Origin of the sequence: Shewanella sp. Scap07, assembly GCF_013394145.1 — a bacterium.
Lineage (GTDB): Bacteria > Pseudomonadota > Gammaproteobacteria > Enterobacterales > Shewanellaceae > Shewanella > Shewanella waksmanii.
On record NZ_CP041329.1, the window covers coordinates 1,310,841 to 1,324,660 of the forward strand.

The window sequence follows — 13,820 nt, forward strand, 5'->3', positions numbered from 1 at the left end:
GCTCTATTTAGTTTTTGACTAAGTAGGCTGATTGGTAGAGTCTCGTATTACTGGCTCTGGGACAAATACTCGACCCGTATCTGATTTAGTGTTTGATTTTTTGGCGATCAACAACTCTGTTGCCACTTGTGCTATGCGTTCATTGGGTTGGTGAACCGTGGTGAGTTTGGGCCAAGTTTGCCTTGAAAATGGACTATCCTCAAAGCCGACGATAGAAAGTTGGCCCGGGATATCAACTCCTTCCAAGCGTGCGGCAAATAATGCCCCAGCAGCTATCTCATCGTTACAAGCAACAATTGCAGTCGGCTTATCTGCTTGCTCCAATAAGCTACGCGCGCCTTCTACACCTGATTCAAATGAATATTGACCCGGGACGATAAACTGCTCATTCACTGATAGGTGGTTGTTCTGCATTGCTTGTCTAAAGCCAGCTAGACGCTCTTTGGTTGATTCATGTTGATGATCGCCGCTTAAGAACGCAATTGATTTATGGCCAAGATCAATTAGGTGCTGCGTAATTGATATTGCCCCGTGGCGGTCATTGACCAAAACGGCAATCCCTTCTTGTTCAGGGGCTTTCTCACCGGCGATGATACGTACATAATTTGCATTGGCTTCATCTAGTGCATTGAGCACTTTTGGGTCTTCAGATAGTGGCGGAGTCAGTACTAAGCCAGACAGCCGCGCTTGCTTAACCAGTGTTGTCAATTCTTCACAGATATTAGCCGACTTTGCATCGCAGGGGTGAATCAGTAATTCATAACCTGCGGCCTTACATGACGACAAAATACCATTTTGCATATCAATGACATAGTAAGCATTGGGGTTGTCATAGACAAAACCAATCACATAGGATTTTGTTCCGGCCAAGTTACGCGCTGCAACGTTAGGTTGATAGTTTAGTGCTTCAATAGCCTGATTAACTTTGTCTATTGTGGTTTGCTTTACCGAAGGCTCATTGTTGGTGACCCTTGATACGGTTTTAATCGAGACACCAGCATGTTTAGCTACGTCATTTATTGTTACTTTCATCAAACCTACACTCATCTTTTTAGCTGTAATGCAGATGCAAATGCTTATCTGCGCATGTTACATATTGCGATTTTGTCACCTGTGAACTGTCAATTTACGGGCAATTTTTATCATTTCAGTGCGACTATAGTGCGAACTTTTATTCTATTTAGCAATAATCAAATTTAATTTGAGTATTACTTATATTCGAAAGTTTGCTCGGTCATTTTGGTGTATGTTTTTATTTTACAATAATTTAACAAAGTTCGTTGGTTAAAAAACCTGTAAAAAAAATGTTCAATCGAGCAGGAAATTGAGTCTGATGGTTATTTTCTTGTGGCGCAACTGTTAATTCTTGTGTAATGTTTGTACTGCGACATGACAGCGTTGTCATTTTGTTAAGAAGTCAGTTGGCGGCGCTAAAAAATAAAATAATAGAAAGTTATGAAAGGGAAACGAGATGCGACCATCTAATTTTAAGAAGACTCTACTAGCGACGAATATTGCGCTCTTGATGAGTGGCGCAATGTCAGTATCAGCTTCCGCCGCTGACGCAGCAGATGCAGCTGTCACTGCAGATGAGAATATTGAAAAAATTGAAGTACGTGGTATTCGTGCGTCAAGAAAAGCTGATATTAATAACAAAAGATTTGCTAACGCGGTTGTAGACACTATTACCGCAGAAGATATTGGTAAATTTCCAGATAAAAACGTTGCTGATTCTTTGTCACGCATAACTGGTGTAGGTATTAGCCGTGAATTTGGTGAAGGTGAAAAAATCACCATTCGTGGTTCAGGTCCGAGCAAAAACAGAACGTTATTGAATGGGCAAAACGTAGCAACCGCGGATTGGTTTATCTTAGATAATCCTTCTCGTGGTTTTAACTTTACCTTGTTGCCATCTTCACTAGTTAAAACGTTGGAGGTTTACAAGTCACCAACCGCTGATATTGATGAAGGTTCAATCGGTGGTACAGTTGTTATGCGTACACGTAAACCACTAGAACTTGATGCGAACTCAATAAATATTAATCTTCAAGGACAGTACTCAGATACTTCTGGCGAAACTGACCCACAATTAGATGCACTTTACTCTTGGAAAAATGAATCTGAAAGTTTCGGCTTTCTAATTTCTGCAACCAAACAGGACCGAACTGTTCAACGTGAAGGCCTAGAGGTATTAGGTTGGACACCAGCTGATGAAAACGGTATGCGTGCGCCTAAAGATATTGGTAACCCAATATTTAAGCAAGATCGTGAAAGACAGACGATTTTTGCTAGCCTTCAATACGCGCCTACAGATTCGCTGGATTTTACTTTGAATGTGCTAGATTCTCAGATGGAAGCTGACAATATTAATAGTAACCTATTGATACGTCCACAGAATAATTTAGCAGATCTAACCGATACGTCTGCAAATGGTAATGACATTTATAAGGGGACTGTAGCTGCTGGTGGTTCATATGAGTGGGATTTCATCAACCGTGAATCTAAAACTGAAACCTCTTCTATTGACTTAGAGATCAACTATGAAGCTGATTCGTTCAGTGTCCATGCTCAGCTCGGTAGAACTGAGGCTGAAGGTGGTACCTATAATGAAACTTCGTGGAGCTTCATACCGAACGTTGATGCCGCTGACTCTGGATACTCGTTTGATTTGTCCGGCAAGCCCAGTGTAAATATTGGGGTTGACCCAACTAACGGTGCTTTGTGGAGCCAAAACTGGACATGGGGTGGTAATAAACCAACTACCGATGAAGAGACATTTGGCCAGATAGATTTTGAAGTTCCACTAGAACTAGGCGCTTTCACTTCTATTGAAACGGGCCTTAAATATCGAGATCACGACAGAAGCCAAGGACGTCAAGCATACAGCTGGCATTGGCAAAATATCAATGGTGACAAGCCGTATATGTGGGATGTGTTTGAGCAATGCCCAACACTTGATACGTGTGGACAAACCAATGGTACGCAGTCTGTTGCAGGTAATGTCGTAAGTGGTAACGTTGTTGACCAGCTTGAGGGAGACCGTGACGCATTTATGAAGTTAGGTTTTGGTGAAGGAGCGGAATACGCTATTCACAATAACTTAGCGGAGATTTGGGATATCAATGAAAAGACTCTTGGGGCTTATATTAAAGGTAACTTTGAGGGCGATGGCTTCAGAGGTAACTTAGGTGTTCGTGTTGTAAAGACAGAACAGACAGCATCAAGCTATAATTTCAGCGGTGACTCTTGGGGTCTTGAGACTGTAGGCAGTGGTGAGTGGGAAACTTATCTAAGCCCTGCATACAAAGAGTGGGTTACAGAAGACCGTGATTACACTGAGATCTTACCAAGTTTCAACATTGCTTTTGACTTGACCAGTGATCAGATTTTACGTTTTGCCGCAGCTAGAGTCATGGCTCGTCCGAACTATTCAGACCTCGCTCCAATCGTTTCTATTGGGGATCTAAATGGTGAGTTTCCAGTTGGTACAGCGGGTAATCCAAACTTAGACCCTGAAATCGCTGACCAATTCGATATTTCTTGGGAGTGGTACTTTGGCGACGCATCGGTAGTGTCTGCTACTTATTTCTTCAAAGATATTAAGAGCTACCGTACAACAGGTACTTACGTAGATCAGTTTTTCAACGAATCTCAAGACGAATGGGTTGATGTTACGATTAGTCGTCCAGAAAACGGCTTAGGTGGCACAACAGATGGCCTAGAGCTTGGTTATCAACAGTCGTTTGGTGATTTTGGTATTGCGGGTAACTATACTTATACTAATGCTAAAAGTGATCAAGAGAGAGATCCAGAACAATTGGGCTCAGGTTTAGTCGAAGGTGTTTCTGAGCACATGGCTAATGCTCAAGCATTCTATGAAAACGATGTATTTGGTGCTCGCCTGATGTATAACTATCGTACAGAATGGTACAAAGGCGTGAGTTGGTCTGGTGCAGAGTTATATAATGATGCATATGGCCAGTTAGATTTCAGTTCAAGCTATAATATTACTGATAACTTTAAAGTGACTTTTGAAGCGGTTAACTTAACGGATGAGCAGATTGTTGAGTATGATGGTCAGAAAAGTCGTTTGATGTCTATCTACCAAAATGGTCGTCGCTATGTTGTTGGCCTAAACATGAGCTTCTAAATTATTTGATAGCTAAAAGCTAACAATATATGAGAAAAGCCAGTGGGTTAAACCTGCTGGCTTTTTTGTTTTGCTTCTAAACCCGATTAATTCTGCACGCGCCTTTGCTGAATATATGAACTATAAAACTAGCTAGTTTGTTACTTGGCAATTAGGGTCTAGGTTGTTGTCAAACAAAGTACTTATCACTTTACCTAGCTAAGTATTGTGAACACTGGATGTTATAGGGAACGAGTACTGCTTATTTCCTCTGTATGGAAAGCCCTTAATGGCAAAGCAGGCGTCTATTAGTACCATTTATTTATAATGACCCTTAAAAGTGACTACAGATGAGCGAAGCGGAGAATAGGAAGCTTAGTTGTCCTTAATCAACATCAAGGTAGATGTTGGTATCAATAAAAGTTCGTTTGATTTTGCAAGACAGGTATTCATGTGATGTTTTAGAACTACCCAATTTTTAAGGGGCTCAGTTTCGAAGCTAATTGTTGGTGATACGAATAGATTAGAATGGAAGAGCATAATTAGCCGTTTAGTCGATTTTTACTACTAGACGGCTATTGTGAATTAAGCATTCAATCGCCTATCTCGCTAGCTTTAAACAGCCTGAATAGATAGGTGAACGGTTTTTACTTATTGTCAGCATCATATTGATTTTGCTTCGCTATCAGTCTTGGTACCTGGTGTAGAGACGCTCTATGAGCATAAATTACGGGTAGTAAGCCTTTCTCTTTCAGCTCGATGAGCAACTCGTTTGACATATTATTGACCGTTTCATCATTGACCATATAAATACCGCCAATATTGATATTGTTTTCTTCACTTGCGAGTTTAACGGTGAGCTGCTGAGGACTTAGCAAGTTTTTCTCTTCTAAATATTTTGAGATGGCACTTGTTTGTTGTGTCATCGCCGCCATATCAAGTAAGGCATTGGCACGTTGTTTTAAGTACTCAGACTGTTCGCCACTCAGTGTGAATAGAGGGTTGCCTTCGGTTTCACTGACTAAGTTACTGTCTTCATCAATGCAGATCATGACATCATCACTATTCTCATTGGCTTTCATTAACGACAGTGGTGCATTGTTAAAGCCAAGAGGTTTAAGCGGGGCATCCCATTGTGGTGTTTGGCAGTATAAGTTGATGCCATTTTTGAGCCCCATCATTGCAACGGGCATAAACTCCTCGGTTTTCGCATTCTTGATAAATACGATTGGGTACTCTGAAGAAAGGGTAATAATTTCTCTAATCACTACAGGAACAATATGCTCCGTTGAGAAACGACTGTAATCAGTCGACTCTTTGACGTTGGTTTTTAGATGTTTGTTTGACGTAAGCGGAACAATTTGTATCATGGGGAAGACCTAATATTTTAGCTACTTGTAATAGCTTATTGTTTTAGAAGATGTCTGTAATCACTCATATGGCAACCACAGTAGAGCTTAAAATTTTTCAAGTTAACGTTTTATCATGTATATCTTTTGTTAACCACCAATTGCTACATATAATTTGTTTTGACAGCGCTGTCAATTGCAGTGCTGTTGGTACATCAAATTCGCTCGATTCAGTATCGGGTTACTAGGTATAAGTAACGACTTAATACTTGGGTTGCACCTTGTACCAAAATGTAACAAATTTAATCATATTATTGGGACTATAATCGCATTAATTGGTACTTTACTATCAAAAAATGTAGTTGTTTGTGGTTTAGAATAATACCTTAAATATCGTGTTAATTTATTGGGTTTTATTCTGTATTTGCTGTTGATTTTGTCTTTTTCATCAATAACCTGCTGTGTAATGATGCCTTGTTACTTTTTTTTGATGTCACACGATTCTCTAGTTGATTTTGATGCTTTAGTCGCTTCAATTTAGGTGTTAAGCTTTGGTTAAAAACATGTAGCGAACGCCATTTTAGTTGTGTAGTATTTAAGCTGTACATGACAGCGTTGTCATTCTCAGTTGGGGGTGGTCATGAGCATAAAAATGATAAGAAAGCATAATAAGGGATATTGAGATGCGACGATTTAACTTTAAGAAAAGTGTTCTAGCGACCAGCATTGCGGTTGTAATGACAAGCGGAGTAGCTCCTCTTGCTGTTGCGGCTGATGAGACTACAGCGTCTGATGAAAATATTGAGGTCATAGCGGTTCGAGGTATTCGTGCCAGTACTAAAGCCAGTATCAACACCAAGCGATTCTCTGATTCTCAAGTAGATGGTATTTCTGCTGAGGATATTGGTAAGCTTCCAGATGTCACCATTGCAGATTCATTGCAACGTATTACCGGTGTTCAAGTAGAAAGAACTGCAGGTGAGAGTGGTCCAGTTCAAATCCGTGGTCTGCCTCAAGTTGATACCATGATGAATGGTGAGATCTTCTTAAGCGCGACAACGATTGATTCATCAACCACTGATTTAGGTGATTTACCATCACAACTTTTTTCTGGTGTTGATGTTTATAAAACTAAAAATGCAAGTAATGTCGGCGCGGGTATGGCCGGTACCATTGACCTGAAAACTCGTCGTCCATTTGATATGGATACTGGATTTACATTCGCAGGTGGCGCGGAAGCGACACAAGGTTCTATTAGCGAAGAAACAGATCCAACGTTCCACGGTCTAGTATCATACAATGATGATAAATTCGGTGTTCTACTTTCTGCCGTAACATCTCAAGCGACGCTAGCAACCGATTACAACGGTTTTAACGACACGTCAGAAAACGGCGGTTTGGGTTGGACTGGTAGCAGTGTGACCGATGGCGTTAACCACATCACTCCTCATGGTTTCACCGCGTTTAATAAGCAAGAAGAGCGTGACCGTGATGCATTACAATTTAGTCTTCAAGGTGATTTGGGCGAAGGTTTTGAGTTAACTTTTGACTATTTCTATACCAATCAAGAGCGCTTCAATGCGCGTCGCGGTTTTAACCACAACAGTCGCTGGCAGGGTTATCAAAACTATGCAGACGCAACTAGCTTTACCGGCAGTGGCTACACTCACCTAGAAACAGGTGAAGAGTGGCGTGCAGTAAACGGTTATCAAATGCGTCCTTACCGTATGCAGTCGTTTACTCAGGTTAACATTAACGAAGAAAAATCTGAGAACTTCAACTTAGAGCTGAATTATGACAATGGTGGCGCGTTAACTGGTCAAGTTCGTGTAACTCACGCGACTGCGAAAGCAACCATGCGTCATGCTTACGGTGAAGGCGATATCCTCAGTATTGATGAAGGGACACTAATTACTGGTCCTGGTGGATTAACTCCAGCTGAATATTGTAACAATGGCGAAGAGATTGTAGGTGACCAAGGTGGTTGCTACGGTAACTACTCAACTGGTATCCAAGATTCACAATTCCTGATCACTCATTCTTCTGCTGGTGCCTACCCACACTTTGGTGGTTTTGACCAGATGGTTAACGGTGGTAAAGGTATGATGAGTGTTGCCGATTACATGGCAGACAAAGATTCATACCATATTGGTGCGTTCTCATCAGAAGGTAACACTGATGATAGAGGCGAGCTTGATACCTTTAGCACAGCATGGAACTATGCATTTGATGATCTAAGTTTCATCAGTAGTGTTGATTTCGGTCTGCGCTATATGGAGCGTAGTGTTGATCATGACCAATTCACTTATACCTCTGATTTTGGTGGTGGATGTGATATCGCTCAGTGGAAAGCGGTTGACCAAGCCTACGGCGCAGATTGTGTCGGTGTTGAAGGCACCGGTGAGATGGTTAACGGTGAATGGGTACCTTATACACTACTTCCACCTACTGGAATTGATGAAGTTACGACAGCATCATTTCAAACTAACTTTGGTGGCGTAACGGGTATTCCAGGAGTTTGGTCAATTGATCCAAGTAACTTCCGTGACCCACGTGCATTCCATGAAAGAGTATTTGGTAATGTTGCTCGCACTGAAAATGGCGGTTCAACTTACGATGTTAAGCTCAAAGAAATGAGCTACTTCCTACAAGCGAATATCGATTGGGAAGGCCTAACAGGTAACTTTGGCGTTAAAGTCGTAAATACTGATTTGTATGTTAAGCAAAATCTAGTTGGACCTAACTTACCGCATTCAGGTTTAGGACCTGATATTGGTGATGTGGTTACTGAGCGTAGCTATACCGATTATCTACCACGTGTGAACTTAAACTACGGTATCACTGAAGATCTTATCGTTCGTGGTGCTTACTCGAAAGAGATGATGCCACTCGATCTATCAGAGTGGGGTGAAGGTAAAGTCGTTGGTAATGCGTATAACGCAGAATGTGACTGTATGCGTGTGGTTAACGGCCAGCTAAGGGGTAACCCAGAGCTAGATCCACTACGTTCAGACAACTACTCGCTTTCTGCTGAGTGGTACATGGCTGAAGCATCAATGCTATCTGCTGGTCTATTCTTAATTGAAATTGAGAGTTTCACTACACCTGGTATCACCATGGTAGATGAGCCAGATTCAGACGGTGTTAAACGTGGTCCTTGGCCTTTCACTACAACCCTACAGGGAACTGGTGGCGAAGTTAAAGGCTTTGAATTAGCGGGTCGTGTTGCTTTTGGTGACTATCTTGACATTGCTATTCTAAATAACTTTGGTTTTGATGCTAACTACACCTACACAGATAGTAGCCGTGAAGACAAAGATGTATATGGCAATGATCTACCATTCATTGGTATGTCAGAAGACACATACAATGCGGTACTTTGGTATGAGCAAGAAGAGTTCTCAGCGCGTATTGCATGGAACTCACGTAGCCCACGCCTGATCACTCCAGGTTCTGCAGGCACGGGCGGACAGTCACTTTACCAAGATGATTATTCGCAGTTAGATGTGAACGTGACCTATAACCTCAATGAGAACTTTAGCTTCTATCTCAACGGTTCAAACATTACCGAAGAGATCCAGGAAACTTATGTTGAGTTTCCAGAGCAGAAAGCATTCCAGAATGCTTATGAAGCACGTTATACATTGGGTGCACGTGTGATTTTCTAATAGAAATCATTTTAATTGGTGTATCTAAAGGTGCCGCAGTTGCGGCACCTTTTTGCGTTTTTATTGTCACAGAATATACATTTAATTTATTGATAATATTTGATTATTAGTCCATTTTGTTGTCTAGTGATTAAATGCTGCAATGGTGTGATGTATCGCCGATAGGGCGGGTTTGTTGATGTTATATTTACTGAGTGGTAGCTAAAATGGAAAGTTCAGCGAATGAAGTTAACTCGATTGTAATTGTGGGTGGTGGCACATCTGGTTGGATGACGGCTGCAGCCCTCAGTCAGCACTTTAAGGATAAGCCAGTCAGTATCACCTTGGTTGAATCTTCACAAATCGGAACCATAGGGGTGGGAGAAGCGACGATTCCCACCTTAAGGCGCTTCTATGCCAAGCTTGGACTAACCGATACTGACGTACTAAAAGCGACTAATGCAACGTGCAAACTGGGTATTGAATTTAAAGACTGGTCAACATTAGGTGACAGCTTTATTCATCCTTTTGGGATCTTTGGTCAAGGTACTAAAGAGACCGATTTTCACCACTATTGGCTGCGTGCGATGCAAGCAGGGCATACCACAGCATTCTCAGAGTACTCATTAGGTGTTCAACTTGCTCGGTCCAATAAGTTTACTTACCCCAGTACCAAGCCAGAAAGCCAATTGGAAGTCTATGACTGGGCGCTGCATTTTGACGCGTCACTGTTTGCCGAGTTAATGAAGCAAGTGGCTCTGCAAGCCAATGTAATGGTCATTGACGACAAAATTGAGCAAGTTAATACCGATAATCACAATGGACACATTTCGTCACTACAGCTCGCCAGTGGTGGTCAAGTCAAAGGCGATCTATTTATCGATTGCTCTGGTTTTCGTTCGATGCTGTTACAGCAGACATTGAACACAGGCTATTGCGATTGGAGCGAGTGGTTGTTATGCGATAAAGCGGTTGCTGTGCAGACAAAAGCGAGTGACGATCCGATTGCAAGAACCCTCTCCCATGCCCAGAAGGCTGGGTGGATATGGAAGATCCCACTGCAACATCGCACTGGTAATGGTCATGTATATTCGAGCCAGTTTATGAGCGAAGAGCAAGCGGAGCAATGCCTATTACAACAGCTAGATGGGCCAGTATTACATGAACCTAGACACTTTAGTTTTACCCCAGGCCGCGCACAAAAAGCCTGGAACAAAAACTGTATCGCAGTGGGTCTATCTTCAGGCTTTTTAGAACCGCTAGAAAGCACCAGTATTGCACTAGTTGAAACCGCCATTGAAAAAATATGCCTATCTTTTCCAGCTAATCAATATACAAATCGCACAGTCGATAAGTTTAATGATGTGACTGCGGCCGAATATGAACGTGTCAGAGACTTCATTATATTGCACTACAAAGCGACCCAACGAAATGACTCACCTATGTGGCGTTATTGTCAGCAGATGGACATTCCTCAATCGTTAGCCGATAAACTAGCGGCTTACCAAAAGGATGGGACAATGCTTGCTTATCCATGGGAGATTTTTGGCAAAGACAGTTGGCTGGCTATCTACCATGGCTTTGGCTTAATCCCAGAGCAATACGCGACAAAAGCCGATAATATGGAGCAAGCTTACCTGCTTAAACATATGCATTATATGAAATCGAGAGTCGCTCAAAGCGTGAATAGCGCGCCGACCCACAAACAATTTTTGTATGAAACCTGTGGATTTGAAGCCGGGAAGTAATTGTTGTGTTAGCACGCTAGCCTGTTAATCGTCAAAGCTAACAGGCTAGGGTGTGGTTTACCGCGTTGCAGCGCAGTGTTTAGCGATAAATTGCTCATGGGTCATGGCTTGATTTGCTGCCTGTGTGATAGAGCGTTTCATTTGTTCTAAGTTGTTGATTATGAATTGGTGCTCTACCGAGTCTGCACGGGGATCATACCTTTTTGGCGTAACCCCGAAAGCATGGTATATAGTAAGCCAGCTTGCCGCCTCAAATGATTCACTTTCATGAATAATGATATGGCCTCGGCTTTCAAATAACGCGATTTTATGTGCCAATGTGTCAGGGATAGACATAGACTGACAATAACGCCAGAATTCGCTGTCTTGGCGGTCTGTGAGCTTATAGTGCAAGATAATAAAGTCCCTTACGTGCTCAAGTTCCGCATTATGTAGGCGGTTCACTTCTGCGATATCGTGTTGATTAAAACTAGTGTCTGGAAAGAAGTCTAGCAGCTTAGCAATCGCACTTTGGATCAATGAAATACTGGTCGATTCAATGGGTTCTAAAAAGCCGCTAGAGAGACCCACGGCAAAGCAGTTTTTATTCCAAATTTGTTTGCGTCTTCCCGGTGTAAAACGAAATTGTTTGGCTTGATTAGAGGGTTGACCCTCGATATTGCCAAGTAGGTTTTGCATCGCATGGTCATCATCTTCAAATTGGCTGGCGTAGATATAGCCATTTCCCATTCGGTGTTGCAGCGGTATGCGCCATTGCCAACCATTACTATGTGCAATGGCCCGCGTATAGGGCGCAGGTTGTTGTTGCAGTTCGCTCTGTACAGCTATGGCTTTATCGCATAGTAACCACTCACTCCAGTCTTCATAACCAGTTTCTAGTGCTTGCTCAATCAGTAATCCTTTAAACCCTGTACAGTCGACAAAGAGATCGGCAGATACTCGTTGGCCGTTGGTTAGCGTTACCGATTCAATAAAGCCGCTTTCTGCCTGACAATTTACCTGCTCAATCTTACTATCAATATGCACAACTCCCTGTTTGGTTGCATGTTGCTTGAGTAGGTTTGCATAGAGACCGGCATCAAAATGATACGCATAAGAATAATCAGCTAATGGTGTCGCGGGTTGCGGGTGCGGCTGAGCAAAGCGGTTAGTGCGTGCTAACACACTTGAAAAACTGTAATCACTTAGCTCCGTAGCAAAACCCGATTGCGATAACTTGTGTAAATAGTGATGAAATGGTACGCCATTGACGGGGACACCATAGTCGCTAAAAGGATGAAAAAATGGCTGTTGGTTCTGAGTCCATTGCTCAAACTGTATCCCCAATTTGAAGGTGGCTTGGGTGGCTTTAATGAATTCGAGTTCATCAAGTCCAATTTGATGATTAAACTGCACAATACTGGGGATAGTCGCTTCGCCGACACCAACGGTAGCAATGTCAGTTGACTCAATAAGTGTGATGTTCAGCTGCTTTCCCTGCGCATACTTGATTAGGCTTGCAGCTGTCATCCAGCCTGCCGTGCCGCCACCCACAATCACTACATCTTTAATTGGAGCCGTCATCCTTTCACCTCTTTGTTATTTGTGTAGTCGCCAACAGGTTTTATATTAGGGGTACATATGGATTCCAGAGATGATAATCCAAAATGCGAAAAATAATTTTAGCGATCTTACCGGTAAGTACAGTGCTAATTTTTTGGCTAGAATTCCACCGAGGATGGCTCCCGGGCCGGCAAACAGCACAATATTAAAATAAGCATCACTGCTAGGGTTTAAATGAATTGGGCTCACAGACCAAACCGTAATCGCAGTAACCATGACGCCGACCGCAACGGCCAAGGTTGGTGAGAAGCGACTTAATATCAGGTAAATCACTAATATTTCTCCCACTCCAACAGATAACCAAGCGGTGATCAGTCCACCGACAAAGCTCAATATGATTAGATGGCTGACCTCAAGGGGCGTAAGTGAGCGAGTGGAGTGCTGCTTTTGTGGGCGTAAGCCACTGTAGACAATGGCAATCCCTAAAATAATTGAGAACAGGCTAAAGCTTAGCTCCAATGAAGCTGGCGCTGAAATACTCAGTAACTCTGCACACCAAATTCCCATAATGGATACAGGGGCGCATAGGCCAACTAAAATGGGTAGTAGCTGTGCAGATTGTTTAAATTCAGCCTGTTTGAAGTGGCGCCACCACGCGATGGAACCTGCGGTCATACCGAAACATTGGATCGCAAACGATGTTGATACGCTCTGGCTATGGCTAAGTTCAAGGCTATTAAATACCGGAATAAAGATAACTCCACCGCCAGCACCTGTGGAGTTTGCGAAAATGGCGCCAGTTATCCCTAACATCACGTAGTGAAGGTAACTTTTGATTACATCCAATGTGTCAGTAAATTGCATCGCCCAGATAAACCAAATGGATACTAAGCCTGCGAGTAAAATGAGATGGCGCTGATAGTCTTTTATTTTATTGAATTTTCTTATCATTATTCCACTCTGGTCGTTATCTTAGCTTAAAAGTGGCCAGCAAATCCATGTCGATGTTAGCAATAATTGACAGCGTTGTCATTATTTTGTTAATGGGTGCGATTCTCGCAAAGCTAGGCTGCAAAGGGGATTGGAGCGCTATTGGGTCGCTCAACTAAAAAAACATGCTCAAATTTGTCAAAAATATGTAGAAATTCTGTTCGGGCTTGTGTATGTTTGTAAATGACAGCGTTGTCATTTGCTTGTGTGACTCGTTTGTCTTGTAAGGTCTACATGGTTTAGGAAGAGGTCTCCTACTTCATGTGTTTGGCATCTGTATAACGAAAATTTATGCATTTGTGTTTGTTATTTCTAAATAGTCTCTCCCCAGAAACTAGAGTTGGCTAGGTGGTTTATCCAATCAGTATTTGATAAAACACCTAGCTATTTTTTCTTAGAAATACTAAGGCCTTAT

Annotated in this window: 7 protein-coding genes; 3 read left to right on the forward strand and 4 right to left on the reverse strand. The window is 42.3% G+C overall.

Translation table 11 applies throughout. The features are described from left to right. Positions 1-18 precede the first annotated feature (18 nt). Positions 19-1,032 (reverse strand): LacI family DNA-binding transcriptional regulator, encoded by a 1,014-nt coding sequence (locus FLM48_RS05800; RefSeq protein WP_179024002.1) that lies wholly within the window; start codon positions 1,030-1,032, stop codon positions 19-21. A gap of 439 nt (positions 1,033-1,471) precedes the next feature. On the opposite strand from FLM48_RS05800, the gene FLM48_RS05805 reads away from it, so the two are divergent. Continuing rightward, complete coding sequence (locus tag FLM48_RS05805; RefSeq protein WP_179024003.1) at positions 1,472-4,150, forward strand: TonB-dependent receptor; 2,679 nt, start codon at positions 1,472-1,474, stop codon at positions 4,148-4,150. Positions 4,151-4,776: 626 nt separating this feature from the next. Here the strand turns inward: FLM48_RS05805 and FLM48_RS05810 are convergent. Beyond that, the gene (locus tag FLM48_RS05810) at positions 4,777-5,499 is read right to left on the reverse strand and encodes a SapC family protein (protein WP_179024004.1); all 723 of its coding nucleotides are present in this window, start codon (positions 5,497-5,499) and stop codon (positions 4,777-4,779) included. A gap of 662 nt (positions 5,500-6,161) precedes the next feature. On the opposite strand from FLM48_RS05810, the gene FLM48_RS05815 reads away from it, so the two are divergent. Further along, positions 6,162-9,146, forward strand: coding sequence for a TonB-dependent receptor (locus FLM48_RS05815; protein WP_179024005.1), 2,985 nt, complete (start codon positions 6,162-6,164; stop codon positions 9,144-9,146). A 206-nt stretch (positions 9,147-9,352) separates the two neighbouring features. Next, complete coding sequence (locus tag FLM48_RS05820; RefSeq protein WP_179024006.1) at positions 9,353-10,873, forward strand: tryptophan halogenase family protein; 1,521 nt, start codon at positions 9,353-9,355, stop codon at positions 10,871-10,873. Positions 10,874-10,930: 57 nt separating this feature from the next. On the opposite strand, the gene FLM48_RS05825 is transcribed toward FLM48_RS05820, so the two are convergent. Continuing rightward, positions 10,931-12,436 (reverse strand): tryptophan halogenase family protein, encoded by a 1,506-nt coding sequence (locus tag FLM48_RS05825; RefSeq protein WP_179024007.1) that lies wholly within the window; start codon positions 12,434-12,436, stop codon positions 10,931-10,933. A 45-nt stretch (positions 12,437-12,481) separates the two neighbouring features. Then, a complete protein-coding gene (locus FLM48_RS05830; protein ID WP_037470717.1) occupies positions 12,482-13,366 on the reverse strand; it encodes a sulfite exporter TauE/SafE family protein in 885 nt (294 codons plus the stop codon). Positions 13,367-13,820 lie beyond the last annotated feature (454 nt).

Excerpts from the sequence above, each read along its gene's own strand:
- FLM48_RS05800 (WP_179024002.1), bottom strand. The coding sequence starts at position 1,032 with ATGAAAGTAACAATAAATGACGTAGCTAAACATGCTGGTGTCTCGATT.
- FLM48_RS05805 (WP_179024003.1), top strand. The coding sequence starts at position 1,472 with ATGCGACCATCTAATTTTAAGAAGACTCTACTAGCGACGAATATTGCG.
- FLM48_RS05810 (WP_179024004.1), bottom strand. The coding sequence starts at position 5,499 with ATGATACAAATTGTTCCGCTTACGTCAAACAAACATCTAAAAACCAAC.
- FLM48_RS05815 (WP_179024005.1), top strand. The coding sequence starts at position 6,162 with ATGCGACGATTTAACTTTAAGAAAAGTGTTCTAGCGACCAGCATTGCG.
- FLM48_RS05820 (WP_179024006.1), top strand. The coding sequence starts at position 9,353 with ATGGAAAGTTCAGCGAATGAAGTTAACTCGATTGTAATTGTGGGTGGT.
- FLM48_RS05825 (WP_179024007.1), bottom strand. The coding sequence starts at position 12,436 with ATGACGGCTCCAATTAAAGATGTAGTGATTGTGGGTGGCGGCACGGCA.
- FLM48_RS05830 (WP_037470717.1), bottom strand. The coding sequence starts at position 13,366 with ATGATAAGAAAATTCAATAAAATAAAAGACTATCAGCGCCATCTCATT.